Here is a 16,474-nt window from a genome sequence, read left to right as displayed (position 1 = left end):
CATGGGCTCCCGTTGTCGTGATGCAAATAGGGCCGCTTGAGTTCAGGCAGCCTGCGCCAGCGTCCCTTCGTTCTCCTTCAACTGCCCGCCCAGCGCATCGACCAGCGCCGAGAGCAGCTTGGCCAGCTCACCGGTCATCAGCATGAAGTCGCCATCGAAGCGCTCATCGTCGTTCTTGCCGGCGATCTCGCTGTCTTCCTTGAGCACGTCCAGCGGCGCGATGCGCTTGACCGACAGGTTCTCGGTCAGCACGAAGGAGACCTTGTCGGCCCAGGTCAGCGCCAGGCGCGTACACTGCTTGCCGGCTTCGATGTGGCGGCGGATGTCGTCGGCTTCGAGCGTGTGGCGCACGTAGCGCACGGTCGCCTTGCTCTCGGCGGTGGAGCGCAGCTCGGTATCCTGGTCCACGGTGAAACCGTTGGGCGCTTCGTCGCTGGCCAGCCAGTCGGTCATGGCCGCTGCCGGCGACATGACGGTGCGCAGCGTTTCCAGCGGGAACTTGGGGATGGCCTTGAAGAGCAGCTTCAACACTTCCTCGGCCTTGGAGGGCGAGCCGGCATCGACCAGCAGCCAGCCGTTGACCGGATCGATCCAGACCCAGGTGCTGCGCACCACCGAGAAGGCGCGCGGCAGCAGCTCATCCGTGACTTGCTCCTTCAATTCCTTGGTCTGCTTGCGGCCCGGCGGGAAACCTTGCTGTTCTTCCAGCTCGGCGGCACGGGCCTTGGTGACCTGGTTGATGACGGTCGAGGGCAGCAGTTTCTTCTCGGTATCGAGTTTCAAGAGCAGCTGGCGGTTGACCACATGCACCAGTTTTTCATTGTTGCGCGGCGGCACCCAGCCCTGGCTCTGCATGTCCAGGCTGGAGCAGGCGGTGAAGGCCTGCGGCGCGAGATGGGATTCGAGTTCGTCGGCATGGATCGCCCACGGTGCGGGCAGACGGTAGATCTGGAGATTCTTGAACCACATAGGTTTCCGGAGCAGGGCAAAGAGGGAAAGGAGGAGATTTTACACGCCCGTCCTGCCGCAAGCGATGTCGGATTGTCCACGCTTGCAGTTAAATTTTCCATGGCCGGGCTGGACGCAGAGCTCGCCGGAAAAACGCACAGAAAGTTCGCGGGGAAATGGATCAGCCGGCAAACGGCAATTCCGCCTGCACCGCCTGTGCGGCCGCCGCAAGCTCATCCTTGCGCGAGAGCGCACCCACGCGCACACCGAGCAGGCGCAGCTTCTTTTCCAGTGGTACGCGCTTCAGACATTCCCCGGCCGCCTGGCGGATGGTGGCGGCGTCCCCGGTGGGCGAGGGCAGTGTCACATCGCGCGTCACACCCTGGAAATCGGCGTATTTCAGCTTGATGCCGATGGTGCGGCCGACATAGCCCTTGCGCTCCAGGTCGCCGGCCAGCTTCACGCACAGGGCCGTGAAGATTTCCGAGAGTTGCGCGCGGTCGGCACGTGCATGCAGGTCGCGTTCAAAGGTGGTTTCCCGACTGATGGATTTGGGTTCGGAATACGTCTGCACCGGGCGATCATCGACGCCCTGCGCCACGCGTCCCAGCCACTCCGAATAGCTGCGCCCGAAATGCGCACGCAGCAATTCAGGCGAGGCACGTGCCAGGTCGGCCACGGTCTCGATGCCCAAGGCCGCCAGCTTCTCGGCGGCCTTCGGTCCGATGCCATTGATCTTGCGCGCTGGCAGCGGCCAGATGCGGCGCTCGATATCCTCGGGCGTGAGGATGGTGAGCCCATCGGGTTTGTCCAGTTCGGAAGAGATCTTGGCCAGCATTTTGTTAGGGGCCACACCGACGGAGCAGGTCAGGGCGGTAGCCGCATGCACCGCATCCTTGATCTGGCGCGCGACCTCATGCGCGGTATCGGGCCACGCAGAAAGATCGATGTAGATCTCATCGATACCGCGATCCTCGATCAGCGGGGCGATGCTGCGCACCGCTTCCTTGAACAGGCGCGAATACTTGCGATAGGCCTCGAAGTCGGTCGGCAGCAGGATCGCGTCCGGTGCCAGCTGGGCCGCCTTCATGATGCCCATGGCAGAGAACACGCCCAGCGCGCGCGCCTCATAGGTGGAGGTGGTGACCACCCCGCGCCCGGCGTAATCGCGCATGCGGAAATACTGGCGCGAGCCGTCGGGCAATTCCACCGGCCGCGTGGCCGAGCCGCCGCCGATGACCACAGCCTGGCCGCGCAGGTCGGGATAGCGCAGCAGTTCCACCGAGGCATAGAAAGCATCCATGTCGAGGTGGGCGATGCGGCGTTCGTGGGCCATGGTGGTGCGGGCAGCGAAGAGAAAGCGTAAGCGGTGCGATCAGTAATGCGGCGGCTTCTCGTTGGCGGCCGCGCGGTCCTGGCTGGTGTCGGACAATTCCTTGAAGCGCTTGGCCAGGGCATGCAGCAGCATGTCCAGCTCCTCGATCTTCTTTTCCTGGCGATAGACGGTCTGGTTCAGTTCGTCCAGCAGGTGTTCCTGATGGGCGATCTTCATTTCCAGGTCGATGAGGCGGTCGTCTTGGGTCACTTGTGTTCTTCCTTGGAGGTGTTGCTCAGACTGGCGGCACGGTCGTCGCTGATGAGCCAGTGCAGGACACCAGCCGCCGCGGCGCGGCCGGTGGCAAAGCAGGCGGTGAGCAGGTAGCCGCCGGTGGGCGCTTCCCAGTCCAGCATCTCGCCGGCGCAGAATACGCCCGGCAGGGCGCGCAGCATCAGCGCATCATCGAGCGCCTCGAAGCTCACGCCCCCGGCGCTGCTGATGGCTTCGGCGATGGGGCGCGGGCGTAGCACCGTCAGCGGTAGAGCCTTGATGGTGCGCGCCAGCTTGCCCATGTCGGCGAAATCCTCCTTGCTCACCAGCTCGCGCAACAGTCCGGCCTTCACGCCCTTGAGATGCAGGCGGCTTTGCAGGTGGCTGGAGAGCGAACGCGCACCGCGCGGATGGGCCAGTTCAGCCTCCACTTTTTCCAGCGGCCAGTCGGGCAGCAGGTCCAGGTACAGGCGCGCCGAGCCTTCTGCGGTAATGGTGTCGCGCAAGGCCGAGGACATCGCATAGACCAGGCTGCCTTCGATGCCCTCGGCGGTGACGATGAATTCGCCGCGACGATTCTGCACGCCGCCGCTGGGCAGCGCCGTGCTGGCCACCACCGGCTTGACCGGTTCGCCGGCGAACCGGCTGCGGAAATGTTCGCTCCAGTCCAGCTCGAAGCCGCAGTTGGACGGCAGCAGCGGGGCGACTTCCACCTGACGGGTTTGCAGCAGCGGCACCCAGCTGCCGTCCGAACCCAGGCGCGGCCAGCTGGCCCCGCCCAGTGCCAGCACCACGGCATCGGCTTGGACATCGGTGTGGCCATCAGGATGGGCAAAGCGCAGTGCGCCGTCTTCCTGCCAGCCCAGCCAGCGATGGCGCATGTGGAAGCGCACGCCGGCCTCGCGCAGGCGATGCAGCCAGGCGCGCAAGAGCGGTGCGGCTTTCATCTCGCGCGGGAAGACGCGGCCGGAGCTGCCCACGAAGGTCTCTATGCCCAGGGCGTGTATCCATGCGCGCAACTGGTCGGCATCGAAGCGGCGCACGAAGGGCGCCACCTGTTCACGGCGATTGCCGTAGCGTGGCAGGAAGTCGGGTTGCGCTTCGGAGTGCGTGATGTTCATGCCGCCGCGTCCGGCCAGCAGGAATTTGCGACCGGCCGAGGGCATGGCGTCGTAGACGTCCACGGCGGCGCCTTGTGCGGCCAGGACTTCGGCGGCCATCAGGCCGGCCGGACCGGCGCCGATCACGGCCACGCGGCGACTGCCGGGAGCGAGTTGGGGAAGAGTGTGCATCGATGTCATGCGCGGCATGATACCGCCCGCTTGCCACTAGCGCACGTCATCCCTGCCTTCAGCGGCGATGCGGGGTGCTGTATTTGTTTTCCAGTCGCGCCACCACCAGTGCCAGGCAGATGGTCATGGAGAAATACAGGATGGAAATGGTGATGTACGGTTCCCAGTAACGGGCATAGGTGCCCGCCACGGTGCGCGCGGCATAGGCCAGTTCGGCCAGGCCGATGGCCGAGACCAGCGAGGAATCCTTGAGCAGCGTGATGGCTTCGTTGCCCAGCGGCGGCAGCATGCGGCGAAACGCCTGCGGCAGCACCACGTAGCGCATGGTCAGGCCATAGTTCATGCCCAGGCTGGCCGCAGCATAGGACTGGCCGCGCTCGATGGACTGGATGCCGGCACGGAAGATCTCGGAGATGTAGGCGCCGGCATTGAGCGACAGCGCCACCGTGCCCGAGAGGAAGGCACCGTAGTCCTGCTTGATGGTGCGTGCCAGTTCCCCGGTGATGAGCAGGCCGTGTTCCTGTTGCACCAGCAGTGGCATCACCGCGAAGTGGATCAGCATGATCTGCACGAACAGCGGCGTGCCCCGGAAGAAGGCGACGTAGAAGCCGGCCAGCCAGCGCAGCACCTTCAGCGGCCACTTCCATGGGCCGTGCGGCATCTCGGCCAGGCGCAGCATGCCCACCAGCAAGCCGATCACGGTACCGATCAGGATACTGATCAGCGACACCTGCAAGGTCATGAGAACGCCCTTGGCGAACAGCGGCGCGTAGCCTTGGATGATGCTCCAGCGGAAATCCATGTCGGACTCGATTGGTGATTGGAAAAATCAGTTTCTGGAAGGACAGGACGGCGGCAAACTGCCGCCGTCACCGGGGGAGGGCTGCCGACAGTCTGCGGACGGCGCTTACTTGCCGAAGTAGTGTGCGCTGATGGCGGCGAAGCTGCCATCGGCCTTCATTTCGGCCAGGCCCTTGTTGATCTTGGCCAGCAGTTCCGGATCATCCTTGCGCACGGCGATGCCGTAGTCTTCCTTGGGGAAGCTCGGATCGGTGACGGTACGCAGCTTGCTGTTGGGGTTGTTGGCGATGTAGTTCTTGACCACCGGTTCATCGGCCACGACGGCATCGACGCCGCCGTTTTCCAGTTCCTTCAGGGCCAGCGGGGTGGAGTCGAAGCGCTTGATCTTGGCGCTGTTCTTGCCCAGCACCTGCTGCACCAGTTCGTCGCCGGAGGTGGCGCTCTGGGTGCCCACGGTCAGGGGCTTCAGGTCTTCCATCTTGCTGACCTTGGATTCTGCGGCCGGCAGGGCGATGGTCTGGGTGGCCACGAAGTAGGGATCGGAGAAGGCCACCGACTTCTTGCGTTCATCGGTGATGGTGATGGCCGAGATCAGCAGGTCGCGGTCACCTTGGGCGAGGAAATTGAAGAAGCCTTCGAAGGGCGTGGGCACGAACTTGACTTCGATGCCGATCTTCTTGGCCAGGGCCTTCATGACGTCGATGTCGAAGCCGACCACTTCCTTCTGTTCGTTTTCGGAGGAGAAGGGGGCGTAGGCCGATTCCACGCCGACCACGTAGACGCGGGCGGCAGCGGCTTGCGGTGCAGGGGCAGCGGCGCTCTTGTCTTCCTGCTTGCCGCAGGCGGCCAGGCCCAGCATGCCGACGAAGCCGGCGGTCAGCGCCAGCGTACGGGCGTGGCGGGAGAACATCTTGATCATTGCTTGATTTCCTTGTCTGGAATGGTTGGGGCAACAGGGGCAGGCGAGCGGGTAGCGCGGCGGGCGGTGTTGCTTGTGTGAAACTCGGGGATTTTTTTGCAGGCGGCATTGTAAACCGCCCGGGGGTGGTGGCGGGCAATGGTGCGTCAAAAAGGGGCAGGAAATGGCGCAAAGCGTGGTGTCGGTGCAATTTTCAGGGCGGATATGCGCAAATGTTGCCCTGCTCCGGACCGGCGGCGCTGGCTGTCAGCCATAGGAGGCCGTGGCCAGGCTGGAAACGAGGCTGCACCCGCAGGCAGCACGATGCCCTTGCAGGGCGACCATGCGATCACCGATCAGCCAGGTCGGCGCCCCCTCGATGATCGGATTGGTGCCGTGCCCATCCTTGGGACAACTGACCAGGTCACCGACGCGGGCAATGCCGATGCCGTGGAGGGTGTGGGTGGGGGCGGCGGAGATCACTTTGCCGCCATGGGAAGTGGAGTCGCCGAGACGGATGATGGGTAGTGGCATGCGTGGCTTTCCGACTCAAGCACTCTCTTTCTTGCCTCCAGCGCTTGCCGAAACTCTGTTTCTGACTGCGCTTTGATATCAATGGTGACACCGTCTATTTCCTGTCCGCCCTCGGTGTTGAGAACGAAGCTTTCCGGCAAGTCAATCAGATAGCGTCCAAAACATCTCGGGGTCATTTTTTCGCTGATCGACCGCATATGCTCTTTTTCCACCGACGTGAGTACTGGTGATTTGGCTTGGCATGCAAAGAATGTCAGCAAGATCAATATGAGCACAATTCCAGCTTGCCGGAGATATGTGTTTTTCATGACTACCTTATTCGTCATCCAGATCGGCGTACACGATCGCTCTTGTATAGGTTGAATAGAAATCTGGATTTCCTACCTTCGTGCTTAACCAATAATAGAAATCGATGTCTTCGCGCTCGTTGCTATACGGGTGTAGTCCGATCCCGAATTTTGGCTCCATGAACATTCCAAAGATATGTTGGTTCTCATGAAGAACGCGGAAATGAGTGTGTTTTCCGTCATCTGATATTTTTATTTTTGTTTTTCCTAAAGAGAGTGGATAGAGCCGATCGTTAAGTAGCATTACTGGACCTTCTGGCGTGGCGAATAGCGCTACTGTATTCAGAGCAGGTGACTCGCTTTCCATCTCATAAAAGCCAAAGCAGATCTTTTTTGTATCAATTGTCGCAGCGGGAATGAGCTGTCTTTCTAACCCAGCAAGATCAATGAGCAACAAGCGAACGGACGAATCAAACTGAGCAAGTGCTATGTGCTTCGTATTCATGATCATCGACAAAGATGGGATCAGAATGCGCCGGGGCGTGTGCGTAGTGTGCGAATCACCTTGTCCCACAGGTGGATGACCGGCCTGGCATGCGTGCGCGCAGCACGAAACGGCAGCTTGCGGCGCTGTACCTCGAAGCGGTTGAAGCAATGGCCGGTGTGTTCGTTGTCCGTTTCATCGACCTGCCGTTCGCGCCGGATCGAGTCCTTGAATGCTGCCAGCGTGGCGCTCAGGCTGCCCGGAAAATCCAGTGCCTGATGCGACAGGGGAAGGTTGTTCTCGATGAACCAATCTATGGCCAGGATGACGAACTGGCGTTCCCTGTCGGGCTCGGCCCGGTGCAGGGGATGTTCTTCCAGCCTGAACCAGCGTCCGCAAGCCAGATTGCGTACACCCGAGACGGCAGCGTAGCGCTGCATGGAGGATTCCCACTGCTCCACTTGCAGGTCGGCCTGTCGATTGCCTTGTGCCTGCTGCGCAAAACTGTAAGCACCGGTGTACTCATACATCTCCAGCTGCGCGGGCAGCTGGCCGTATTCGGGCATCACCTGTTCTTCGGCCTCCTTCTGCATGCGGGGCGATTTGTAGTTGTCGCTGCGGCCCCGCCATGTCTTGGAGGAAAGCGTGCGGCTGGCGCTCCAATGGAGGATCTTGTCCAGCTCATCGCGGGGGGCTGCACCGTGGAAGGCGATGCCTTGCTGGGGCAAGCCGGGCAGGCTCCACGTATTGTCGGTGATGACCAGGACGTGGCCGTTGCCATCTTCCCGCTGTTCGTGATGGGCGAACCAGCCTTCTTCTTCCATCAGGCGCTGGACGAAATGCCAGTCGGTTTCGTACTGGGTGCAATAGGATCGCGGGACATAAGTTCGTTCAAGTGCGAAACGGTAATGGCCACGTGCTTGCGGATGGTTGTTGAAGACGTCGGCGAGAATGTCCTCGGTCCTCTTGTCCTGCCAGATCCGGGCATCCTTGCGAAAGCGCAGGAAATGCAGCCACGAAGAGAACGAGAGCTGGCAGAAATCGAGTCCGCCGTCACTGCCCAGGCGCTTTGCGGTATGCACGTAGCCGTGCCAGGGCAGGGTGTCGCCTTCATGCTGTCGGATCCACAGCGTGACTGGCTGCGCAATCAACTGTTCCAGTGCGAGACCAGTGTGCGTGCTCAGCAGATCGATGGTGACTTCGTAGCCTTCATTGAGTCGCTCGGTGGCGATCAGCCTTTGTGGCAAGAGGACGTCTGGCCCGAGTGGCGAGTCCAGTTGGAGCAGCCGACGATGCTGCGTGAGATGCTGCGTAATGCGCGCTTGGGAGCGTGGTGAATGATTCGGCGAGGGGGAGGGCATGCGATGCGGCTTCCAGAGAGAATTCGCGCATTCCGAAACATGCCAGTGAACAAACAGGAGAAAATCGCAGCACCTCTTGCGAAGTGAGCACACGCTCTGCTTGAATGAGGAAGTTCCGGATGCGGCCTATGCCCATGGACTCATCGATGCAGCTGAGGCCCCGAGCGACGAAGGCGACAGTCTCCGTTGCACGAGGCACTTTCTCAATGGAAGTAATTCGATTTTTTCGCCAAATCATTTTGGCAGTTTTGATTGGCAGTCAATCCGTTGTGAAGCAATGACTGTCAACCGGATGGATGCAGCTGGACAAGGGAGCCGGCCCTGTCAGTCCCCGATACGGCAGGTGCTAACCTTGTTCCGGCGTATTGCGCGGCTTCTGCAACAAGGCCTTCAAATTGGCCAGCCGCGCCTGCGGCGTGATCTTCTCGCTCTCCTGCGGCACCGCCTCGCCTTCGTCCAGGCGCATCTCCTTGACGAAGCGCGAGATCTGGCAATCGATCACTTCCTTGGCGCGCTTGCGGCGCTTGCACCAGGACACGTGCAGCGAGCGCTGCGCGCGCGTGATGCCCACGTACATCAGACGACGCTCCTCTTCCACGCGCGCAGCGGCTTGTTCCGGTGGGGTATCCGGATCGCCCTTGTGCGGCAGGATGCCTTCCTCCACACCGACCAGGAACACGTGCGGAAACTCCAGTCCCTTGGAGGCATGCAGGGTCGACATGCGCACCGCATCCTGCTCTTCGTCGCGCCCTTCGAGCATGCTCATGAGCGCCACCATCTGGGTGATTTCCAGCAGGTTCTTCTCTTCGCCCTCGCCATCACGTCCACCGCAGGCGCGTTCCTTGAGCCAATTGATGAAGTCGACCACGTTCTGCCAGCGCGCCTGCGCAGCGCGCTCCTCGAAGCTGTCGTAGAGGTAGAACTCGTAGTTGATGGCCTCCATCATGTCGTCCAGCACCTTGCCGGCCTCGGCGCCGCTGCCGGAGGGGCCGGGGCGGGTGGCGCGGGATTCCAGCGCATTGATGAAGTCGCAGAACTTGCGCAGCGGCAGCAGCTGGCGGTCGGTCAGCTTGTCTTCCAGTCCTCCCTTGTAGACCGCTTCGAACAAGGAACACTGCCACTGTCCGGCCAGCGTACCCAGCACTTCCAGCGTGGCCTGGCCCACGCCTCGGCGCGGCGTCGTGACGGCGCGGATGAAGGCCGGGTCATCATCCTGGTTGGCGATCAGACGCAGGTAGGCAATGATGTCCTTGATCTCGGCGCGGTCGAAGTAACTCTGGCCGCCCGACATCACGTACGGAATGCGTTCGCGCCGCAGCGATTTTTCCAGGATGCGCGCCTGGTGGTTGCCGCGATACAGGATGGCGTAATCGGCAAACTTGGCGCGCCGCTCGAAGCGATGCGCCGAGAGCGTGATGGCGATCTGGTCGGCTTCGGCTTCTTCATCATCCATCGCCATGACCGTGATCGGGTCGCCCAGCCCGTGCTCGGACCACAGGGTCTTGTCGAACAGCTTGGGATTGTTGGAGATCACCGCGTTGGCCGCCTGCAGGATGCGCGTGCTCGAACGATAGTTCTGCTCCAGCTTGATCAGGTGCAGGTTGGGAAAATCCACGCCCAGCAGTTTCAGGTTCTCGATGGTCGCGCCGCGCCAGGCATAGATGGCCTGGTCATCGTCGCCCACGGCGGTAAACATCGGCTTCTTGCCCACGCCGGTCACCAGCAGTTTGACCAGTTCGTACTGGCAGGTGTTGGTGTCCTGGTACTCATCGATCAACAGATAGCGCAGCTTGCGCTGCCAGCGGTCGCGCACTTCCTCGTTGCTGCGGAAGAGCTCGACCGGCAGACGGATCAGATCATCGAAATCGACCGCCTGGTAAGCCTTCAACGTGGCCACGTAGCTGCGGTAGATGCGCGCGGCCTGGGCTTCGTCTTCGGTGCGGGCATTCTTCTCGGCCAGGTCGGGGTCGATCAGGCCGTTCTTCCACAAGGAGATGGCATTCTGGATGCCACGGATGATGGCCTTGTCGGTAGTGACCGCCAGTTCTTGCACCAGGGAAAAACAATCGTCGCTGTCCATGATTGAAAAGCGATCCTTCAGCCCCAGATGCTTGGACTCCTGCCGCAGGATCTTCACGCCCAGGGAGTGAAAGGTCGACACCGTGAGGTGCTTGGCCTGCTTGGGATCCTTGAGCAGTTTGGCAATGCGCTCCTGCATTTCCAGCGCGGCCTTGTTGGTGAAGGTGAGCGCGGCGATGTTGCGCGATTCGTAGCCACAGTTTTCGATCAGGTGGGCGATCTTCTGCGTGATCACGCGGGTCTTGCCGGAACCTGCGCCGGCCAGCACCAGGCAAGGCCCGGCCATGTAGTGGACGGCTTCGCTTTGCGGCTTGTTCAGGCCGAAGGAGGGGGCGGACATACGGAGGCGATCGGCGTGGGCAGGAGAAGAAACGAGGCGCCATTGTAGCAGCCCGCCCGAGCCACCCGGCGGTGCCTGTGGGACAATGCCCGCATTGCCGGTGGCAACAACATCACGAGAGCAACCATGAAATTCAACCATCTCATCCAGATCAACGATCCGCTCAATGCGCTCATCGATCCTCTGAGCCGCGAGCAGCTCTGGCGCGGCCTGGTCCTGCGCGCAGAGTCCCCGCGCCTGTTCATGCCGCACCTGGACGACTGCCGCCTCTCCGAGAAGAGCCTGGACAGCGTGCGCCGCGAGCTGCGTTATGGCGAACTGGTCATCATCGACAAGGTCACCTACCTGCCGCAGATCCAGGTGCTCTATGAAGTGCCCGCGCAGGGCGAGATTGCGGCCTCGCGCATGAGCATGACCATCGAGGAACCGCAGACCGATGTACTCTTCGTGCGCTTCGAATATGACGATGGCAAGCCCGAGGATGTGAGCGGCGAAGAAGCCTTCTACGACAACTTCCGTCGCTCGGCCTACCAGGAAGCCGATATCGATACGGTGCGCATCATCCGCGAGCTGACCCAGCGCGGCGAGCTGCATTGAAGAAACTGAACGAATTGCTTGCTTGCATCAGGTTTCCTGAAGCCACAAAAAAGAGGCGCGATCCGCAAGGACCGCGCCTTTTTTTCTTCGGTGTCGGTATCGGGGCTTCAGGTTCAGGCCAGCAGGCGTCCCAGTGCACCATTGACCAGGGCCCCACCGATGATCAGCCAGGCGAACAGGATCGCACCCAGGATCATCGGCTTCATGCCGGCACTGCGCAGTGCCGAGAGGTGGGTGGACAATCCCAGGGCCGCCATGGCCATGGCCAGCATCAGCGTATCGGCTTGCAGCACCAACTGGTTGACCTGGGCCGGCAGCGGGAAGAAGGAGTTCAATACCACCACACCGATGAAGGCAAAGGCGAACCACGGAATGGACAGCTTGCGGTGCTGATGCTGGTGACCGGAAAGGGACGGTGCCGCCTTCATCGACAACATCAGCAGGAAGGGCGCCAGCATCATCACGCGGACCATCTTGGTGATGACGGCCACGTCGGCCGTGTGCTGGTCGATGGAGCGGGCCGCAGCCAGCACCTGTGCCACTTCATGGACGGTGGAACCGATGTAGACGCCGAAGTCCGGCAGCCGCAATCCCCACATCGCTTCGCCCTGCAGCGTGTAGAGCAGCGGATACAGGAAGATCGCCAGTGACCCGAAGATGACCACGGTCGAGACCGCCACCGTGACCTGCTCGCTGCGTGCGCGCAGTACCGGCTCGGTGGCCATGACGGCGGCGGCACCGCAGATGGAGCTGCCGGCACCGATGAGCAGCGCGGCCTCGCGATCCAGCTTCAACAGCTTGGTGCCGACCAGCCAGGCCAGACCGAAGGTGGACAGCAGCATGACGGCGTCGATCGCCACACCGGCCAGTCCCACGTGGGCGATGTCCTGGAAGGTCAGGCGAAAGCCGTAGAGGATGATGCCGGCGCGCAACAGGGTCTGCTTGGAGAAGCGCACGCCCTCGCCGCAGTATGCACCCAGGCGTGGATAGACGGTGTTGCCGATCACGATGCCCAGCACGATGGCCACCGTCAGCGCCGAGAAGCCGTGGTTCTGCAGCCAGCCGATGTCGCCCAGGCGCATGGCGGCCCAGGCCACGGCGCCCGAAAGCGCCAGCCCGGCGGCGGCGGGATGCAGGGGGGATGTCTGGATGGCGGTACGCATGAGGCTCTCCAAAAAGGTCGTTGCTGTCGATGGAGTGCACTGTACGCGTCGTGCAATTAAAAGAAAAACGAGTTATTTTGCTAATATCTACCTGTTCAATGGGTTGATGGCGGGCCGGCCTCTGCGCGCTCCCGGCCGTCGGGAATCATGAAAGGAGTCATCGATGCGGATCACCTTGCGGCAATTGCAGATTTTCCTGGCCGTGGCCCAGTCCGGTTCGACCACGGCGGCGGCCGGGCTGGTGGCGCTGTCGCAGTCGGCCGCCAGTGCCGCATTGAACGAGCTGGAGAGTCTGCTGGGCGTGCAGCTCTTTGATCGCGTCGGCAAGCGGCTGGTGTTGAACGACAGTGGCCGTCAGTTGCTGCCCCAGGCGCGCCACATGCTGGACGCGGCACAGACCATCGAGCGTCAGTTCAGCGATCCGGCGGCCGGCAGCGATCTGCATCTGGGGGCCTCCACTACCATCGGCAGCTATCTGCTGCCGGCCATGATCGCCGCCTACCGGCGGGTGCATGCCGGTGCGCGGGTGCGGGCGCTGGTGGCCAATACGGCCGATATCGTGGCGGCGGTGGTCAATTTCGAGGTCGATGCGGGATTGATCGAAGGCCCCTGCCACGCCGATGATGTGCAGGTGGAGCCGTGGATGACCGATGAACTGATCGTGGTCGCGGCCCCCAGGCATCCCCTTGTCCGTGCGCGCCGCAAGATCACCTTGAAGATGCTGCGCCAGGCCGACTGGCTGCTGCGCGAGGCCGGGTCCGGCACGCGCGAGGCGGTCGAGCATGCGCTCATTCCCTACCTGCATTACCTGCCCTCGTCGTTCGAGTTCGGCAATTCGGAAGCCATCAAGCGCGCCACCGCCGAAGGGCTGGGCATCAGCTGCCTGTCACGCTCGGTGGTGGAAGACCTGATCGAATCGAGGAAGCTGGTCGAACTGGACACGCCCCTGCCGACCTTGCGCCGGCATTTCTACATGGTGGTCAGCCGTCACCGGGCGCCGTCGCCCAGCCTGACGGCGCTGCTGTCGTTCTGCCGCGACTGGGCGCAGCGGCAGGCACCGCGCTGAAGGGCGGAACCTGCCCACGGCCGGGATCAGATCGGTTCGAACACGCCGGCGCTGCGGTTCTTGGCGACCTTGTTCCAGGCGAAGATGCGGCCATTCATCGCCACATACACGCCCGGAGGCAGCACCTGGGCCACGCCGCAGGCAAAGCCGAAGTTGAAGAAGGCGTCGGAGTTGGCGATCTCGTAGGGGATCATGGCGCCGGTCAGCACCACGGTCTTGTCGGTCAGCGCCGGGCCCAGCACCTGGGCGGTCTGCTGCATGGTGTCGGTGCCGTGGATGATGACGATGGCCTGCTGCGTCGAGGCCTGGCAGGCTTGCAGCACGCGCTGGCGGTCGCCGTCCTGCATCTCCAGCGAATCCAGCAGGCGCAGGGTTTCCAGGGAGACGTCGGTGGTGATGCGGGCACGGGCGATGACGTCCGGCAAATGGCTTTCACTGAAGCCAAGCTGGCCGGCGATTTCGTCGTAGTGCTTGTCGAAGGTGCCGCCGGTGGCGATGATGCGCAGGCTCATGGGTTCCTATCTTCCAACTGGTCAAAAATGTTCACATCGCGGGATAAGCAAGATGCGCTCCCGGACGCCGCGTGCCAGCCGCTTCCCCCCGGATAGCCGCCGCAATGGCCGCTGGCAGGCGCTATCTTACACGCAGGAAGCTTCATTTATGCCGGGAGACAGGTCGGCCCGGAGCGATTTTCTCAGGACATTTATAATGGACCGGATATGAAACCTCTGGCACCCGGCACCGTCATCTTCCACCGCCATCGCGGCTATGGCGTGATCGTGCTCGTCAACCTGATGACGGGCTGGATTTCTGCGCGCTTCGGCAGCGAGGTGCGTACGCTCGATCTGAACCTGTCCTCGGACGAAGTGCAGCACGCCGATGGCACGCCCATCCTGTTCCGTCGCGCCCCGCCGGACCGCATGCCGCATGCGCGCCTGATGGCCATGGTGCGCGAGCTGCATCGTGCCGGTTACCAGCGCCTGTATCTGTACAGCTGGCCCAAGCCGTCCGGACTGCACTGGCGCTGGCATCTCTTCAGCGGCCCGCGCAACTGGATCGAACGGCCCTGGCGCGAGGGCTGGTATGGCTCTGGGGCCGATTACAACTTCAATCCGGTGATGGGCTGGGGAGATGGGCCCTCCTCGTCACCCGAGGAACTGGCGCGCCTGCTGGCCCAGTTCGACCCGCAAGGACTGGCCCAGGCGCTGGGCGAGGACGAGGCCCACGCCAGCTGGTTCGAACTGGTCTGCGCCACGCTCCTGCCGGATTACGCCTTCAGCCTCGGCTGGCACAGCAACGGCAGCATCCCGGAACACCTGCCGGTGATCCCGATCCGGCGCAATGTTCCCGAATACGCCGGGCCGCCGCTACCTTGGCCGCCGGGCTGGCGGCACCTGTGGAAGCGTGCCGGGGCCATGCCCCAGCTGACCTATGACCCGCCGGTCAAAACCATTCACCGTATCACCCCAGAGCCTCAGGATTGAGGACGTTCCTGGGCGACCCGGCGGCGTAGTCGACGATGTTCTGGAAGGCCGCGCGGAAGTAAAGTTCATATCCGTCTTTTTCCACGTAACCCAGGTGCGGGGCGGCTACCACGTTGTCCATCTTCAGCAGCGCTGAATCCACCGGCAGCGGTTCGCGCTCGTAGACGTCCAGCGCAGCCAGTCCGGGGCGGCCGGCTTGCAGGGCCGCTTCCAGCGCGTCGGCCTCGACCAGTTCGGCACGGCTGGTGTTGACGAGGCAGGCGGTCGGCTTCATGCGGGCCAGGTCGCTGGCCTTGACGATGCCGCGCGTGGTGTCGTTCAAGCGCAGGTGCAGGCTCAGCACGTCTGCCTGGGCGAAGAAATCCTCCTTGCTGGCGGCGGTCTGCAGGCCATCCTTGACGGCTTGCTCGCGGCTGGCCTCGCGTCCCCACACCACTACCTGCATGCCGAAGGCGCGGCCATAGCCGGCCACCAGTTTGCCGATCTTGCCGTAGCCCCAGATGCCCAGGGTGCGCCCCTTCAGGGCGGTACCGATCAGGTTGTGATGCGGCGTCGGCGAGACCTGTTGCCAGGCTCCTGCACGCAGGGCGCTGCAGTATTGCGGCACGCGGCGCATGGCGGCCATGATGAGGGCCCAGGTCAATTCGGCCGGTGCGGTGGGGTCGCCCACGCCTTCGACGATGGCGATGCCGCGCGCGGTGGCGGCGGCCACGTCCACATGGCCGCTGACCTTGCCGGTCTGGGAAATCAGTTTCAGCAGGGGGAGCTTTTCCAGCAGGGGCTGGGTGAGGGCGGTGCGTTCGCGGATCAGGACCACGGCGTCAAACGGTGCCAGCCGGGCGGCCAGTTGCCCGATGCCGCGCACGGTGTTGGTGAAGACCTTGACGTCGTGGCCGTCGAGCAGGCCAAAGCAATCGAGGTGGCGCACGGCATCCTGGTAGTCGTCGAGGATGGCGATTTTCATGGGAAGTCTCCTGGCACTCTTGAGGGGCGGTCGTCGGCCACGGGTGTGGCTGGCGTGGGCGTCCATCATAAAGCGATTGCCGAGATTCGGCACGGGCGGGATTGCTGATGCCGCCCTTGCGCGTCAAAAAGCTCGCATATTGATGGGGGACGTCCGACCAGGAGGGGGTGGGGCTCCTCGGGGGCCGCCGCACGGGGCCGGCGGCGGCATCATCCAGCAGATGTCGGTGACCCTCGATCCGGCCCTGCAGGAGGGCAGCCTGGTGCCGATGCTGCCCGAATGGCAAGTGCCCGGTCCGAACATCGTGGCGCTTTACCAGCCGACACGCCGGGAGACGGCCAAGGTGAAAGTTTTCGTCGCCTTTTTACAGGAGATATTCACGGTGTGAATGGCTGATCTGCCGCAATGCCGCGCAAATCCAGTATTCATGCGGATTGTCCTGGAATTGCTGTTATGCGGCACAGTAATGAAAAAACAGAATTTTTTTGATTTGTAATTACCTACTACATAAGTCGGGTATTTTTCGCTACAAATTTGCGTAAATTCCGTTTTATCGGGGTACAATCGCTGCCACTTTCCTGCACTCTC

The 16,474-nt window shown here is 62.5% G+C and carries 18 protein-coding genes; 4 read left to right on the top strand and 14 right to left on the bottom strand.

The window, feature by feature from the left end; all coding sequences use genetic code 11:
• Positions 1 to 42: 42 nt before the first annotated feature.
• From GWL_RS18020 to GWL_RS17975, 11 genes are all read right to left on the bottom strand, one after another.
• Positions 43 to 969 (bottom strand): recombination-associated protein RdgC, encoded by a 927-nt coding sequence (locus GWL_RS18020; RefSeq protein ID WP_008332913.1) that lies wholly within the window; start codon positions 967 to 969, stop codon positions 43 to 45.
• A gap of 160 nt (positions 970 to 1,129) precedes the next feature.
• Complete coding sequence (locus tag GWL_RS18015) at positions 1,130 to 2,284, bottom strand: helix-hairpin-helix domain-containing protein (protein ID WP_008332912.1); 1,155 nt, start codon at positions 2,282 to 2,284, stop codon at positions 1,130 to 1,132.
• A gap of 39 nt (positions 2,285 to 2,323) precedes the next feature.
• Complete coding sequence (locus GWL_RS18010) at positions 2,324 to 2,533, bottom strand: SlyX family protein (RefSeq protein ID WP_008332911.1); 210 nt, start codon at positions 2,531 to 2,533, stop codon at positions 2,324 to 2,326.
• Positions 2,530 to 3,828, bottom strand: a complete 1,299-nt coding sequence (locus tag GWL_RS18005; protein WP_034351388.1) for a TIGR03862 family flavoprotein — start codon at positions 3,826 to 3,828, stop codon at positions 2,530 to 2,532. Before GWL_RS18005 ends, GWL_RS18010 begins: the two co-directional genes overlap by 4 nt.
• Positions 3,829 to 3,886: 58 nt before the next feature.
• Entirely contained in the window at positions 3,887 to 4,630 is a 744-nt protein-coding gene (locus GWL_RS18000) for an amino acid ABC transporter permease (protein WP_008332909.1), read from the bottom strand.
• Between the two features lie 105 nt (positions 4,631 to 4,735).
• On the bottom strand, positions 4,736 to 5,548 hold the full coding sequence (locus tag GWL_RS17995) for a basic amino acid ABC transporter substrate-binding protein (protein ID WP_008332908.1): 813 nt from the start codon (positions 5,546 to 5,548) through the stop codon (positions 4,736 to 4,738).
• 246 nt (positions 5,549 to 5,794) lie between these two features.
• A complete protein-coding gene (locus tag GWL_RS17990) occupies positions 5,795 to 6,061 on the bottom strand; it encodes a PAAR domain-containing protein (RefSeq protein ID WP_008332899.1) in 267 nt (88 codons plus the stop codon).
• On the bottom strand, positions 6,007 to 6,369 hold the full coding sequence (locus tag GWL_RS23710; protein WP_192811592.1) for a hypothetical protein: 363 nt from the start codon (positions 6,367 to 6,369) through the stop codon (positions 6,007 to 6,009). Before GWL_RS23710 ends, GWL_RS17990 begins: the two co-directional genes overlap by 55 nt.
• A 7-nt stretch (positions 6,370 to 6,376) precedes the next feature.
• Positions 6,377 to 6,853 (bottom strand): hypothetical protein, encoded by a 477-nt coding sequence (locus tag GWL_RS17985; RefSeq protein WP_157174278.1) that lies wholly within the window; start codon positions 6,851 to 6,853, stop codon positions 6,377 to 6,379.
• A 20-nt stretch (positions 6,854 to 6,873) separates the two neighbouring features.
• Entirely contained in the window at positions 6,874 to 8,193 is a 1,320-nt protein-coding gene (locus GWL_RS17980; protein ID WP_255347975.1) for a type VI secretion system Vgr family protein, read from the bottom strand.
• 346 nt (positions 8,194 to 8,539) lie between these two features.
• Positions 8,540 to 10,612 (bottom strand): UvrD-helicase domain-containing protein, encoded by a 2,073-nt coding sequence (locus GWL_RS17975; protein ID WP_008332897.1) that lies wholly within the window; start codon positions 10,610 to 10,612, stop codon positions 8,540 to 8,542.
• A 126-nt stretch (positions 10,613 to 10,738) separates the two neighbouring features.
• On the opposite strand from GWL_RS17975, the gene GWL_RS17970 reads away from it, so the two are divergent.
• Positions 10,739 to 11,209, top strand: a complete 471-nt coding sequence (locus GWL_RS17970) for an SRPBCC family protein (RefSeq protein WP_008332896.1) — start codon at positions 10,739 to 10,741, stop codon at positions 11,207 to 11,209.
• Positions 11,210 to 11,322: 113 nt separating this feature from the next.
• Here the strand turns inward: GWL_RS17970 and GWL_RS17965 are convergent, their stop codons facing one another.
• Entirely contained in the window at positions 11,323 to 12,372 is a 1,050-nt protein-coding gene (locus tag GWL_RS17965) for a YeiH family protein (protein WP_008332895.1), read from the bottom strand.
• 163 nt (positions 12,373 to 12,535) lie between these two features.
• Here GWL_RS17965 and GWL_RS17960 point away from each other — a divergent pair, with 163 nt between their 5' ends.
• A complete protein-coding gene (locus GWL_RS17960) occupies positions 12,536 to 13,438 on the top strand; it encodes a LysR family transcriptional regulator (RefSeq protein ID WP_008332894.1) in 903 nt (300 codons plus the stop codon).
• Between the two features lie 26 nt (positions 13,439 to 13,464).
• Here GWL_RS17960 and GWL_RS17955 read toward each other — a convergent pair whose 3' ends face one another.
• Complete coding sequence (locus GWL_RS17955) at positions 13,465 to 13,950, bottom strand: asparaginase domain-containing protein (protein WP_008332892.1); 486 nt, start codon at positions 13,948 to 13,950, stop codon at positions 13,465 to 13,467.
• Positions 13,951 to 14,157: 207 nt separating this feature from the next.
• Between GWL_RS17955 and GWL_RS17950 the strand changes: the two genes are divergently transcribed.
• On the top strand, positions 14,158 to 14,922 hold the full coding sequence (locus tag GWL_RS17950) for a hypothetical protein (RefSeq protein ID WP_008332891.1): 765 nt from the start codon (positions 14,158 to 14,160) through the stop codon (positions 14,920 to 14,922).
• Here GWL_RS17950 and GWL_RS17945 read toward each other — a convergent pair.
• Positions 14,900 to 15,886 carry a D-2-hydroxyacid dehydrogenase family protein gene (locus GWL_RS17945; protein WP_008332890.1) on the bottom strand — a complete coding sequence of 329 codons (987 nt, stop codon included), beginning with the start codon at positions 15,884 to 15,886 and terminating at the stop codon, positions 14,900 to 14,902. The two genes, GWL_RS17950 and GWL_RS17945, sit on opposite strands and share 23 nt — an antisense overlap.
• Positions 15,887 to 16,112: 226 nt before the next feature.
• On the opposite strand from GWL_RS17945, the gene GWL_RS23100 reads away from it, so the two are divergent.
• Positions 16,113 to 16,274: a hypothetical protein gene (locus GWL_RS23100; protein WP_192811591.1), complete on the top strand. Its 162-nt coding sequence runs from the start codon at positions 16,113 to 16,115 to the stop codon at positions 16,272 to 16,274.
• Positions 16,275 to 16,474: the final 200 nt, after the last annotated feature.

The sequence above is a fragment of the Herbaspirillum sp. GW103 genome, from assembly GCF_000261365.1.
GTDB lineage: Bacteria > Pseudomonadota > Gammaproteobacteria > Burkholderiales > Burkholderiaceae_D > Herbaspirillum.
Note: the sequence above shows the minus strand (reverse complement) of the source record. Positions and strands in the feature narration are given on the sequence as shown.

Coding starts and splice junctions, on each gene's coding strand:
- GWL_RS18020 (WP_008332913.1), bottom strand. CDS start 969: ATGTGGTTCAAGAATCTCCAGATCTACCGTCTGCCCGCACCGTGGGCG.
- GWL_RS18015 (WP_008332912.1), bottom strand. CDS start 2,284: ATGGCCCACGAACGCCGCATCGCCCACCTCGACATGGATGCTTTCTAT.
- GWL_RS18005 (WP_034351388.1), bottom strand. CDS start 3,828: ATGCACACTCTTCCCCAACTCGCTCCCGGCAGTCGCCGCGTGGCCGTG.
- GWL_RS18000 (WP_008332909.1), bottom strand. CDS start 4,630: ATGGATTTCCGCTGGAGCATCATCCAAGGCTACGCGCCGCTGTTCGCC.
- GWL_RS17995 (WP_008332908.1), bottom strand. CDS start 5,548: ATGATCAAGATGTTCTCCCGCCACGCCCGTACGCTGGCGCTGACCGCC.
- GWL_RS17990 (WP_008332899.1), bottom strand. CDS start 6,061: ATGCCACTACCCATCATCCGTCTCGGCGACTCCACTTCCCATGGCGGC.
- GWL_RS23710 (WP_192811592.1), bottom strand. CDS start 6,369: ATGAAAAACACATATCTCCGGCAAGCTGGAATTGTGCTCATATTGATC.
- GWL_RS17985 (WP_157174278.1), bottom strand. CDS start 6,853: ATGAATACGAAGCACATAGCACTTGCTCAGTTTGATTCGTCCGTTCGC.
- GWL_RS17980 (WP_255347975.1), bottom strand. CDS start 8,193: ATGCCCTCCCCCTCGCCGAATCATTCACCACGCTCCCAAGCGCGCATT.
- GWL_RS17975 (WP_008332897.1), bottom strand. CDS start 10,612: ATGTCCGCCCCCTCCTTCGGCCTGAACAAGCCGCAAAGCGAAGCCGTC.
- GWL_RS17970 (WP_008332896.1), top strand. CDS start 10,739: ATGAAATTCAACCATCTCATCCAGATCAACGATCCGCTCAATGCGCTC.
- GWL_RS17965 (WP_008332895.1), bottom strand. CDS start 12,372: ATGCGTACCGCCATCCAGACATCCCCCCTGCATCCCGCCGCCGCCGGG.
- GWL_RS17960 (WP_008332894.1), top strand. CDS start 12,536: ATGCGGATCACCTTGCGGCAATTGCAGATTTTCCTGGCCGTGGCCCAG.
- GWL_RS17955 (WP_008332892.1), bottom strand. CDS start 13,950: ATGAGCCTGCGCATCATCGCCACCGGCGGCACCTTCGACAAGCACTAC.
- GWL_RS17950 (WP_008332891.1), top strand. CDS start 14,158: ATGAAACCTCTGGCACCCGGCACCGTCATCTTCCACCGCCATCGCGGC.
- GWL_RS17945 (WP_008332890.1), bottom strand. CDS start 15,886: ATGAAAATCGCCATCCTCGACGACTACCAGGATGCCGTGCGCCACCTC.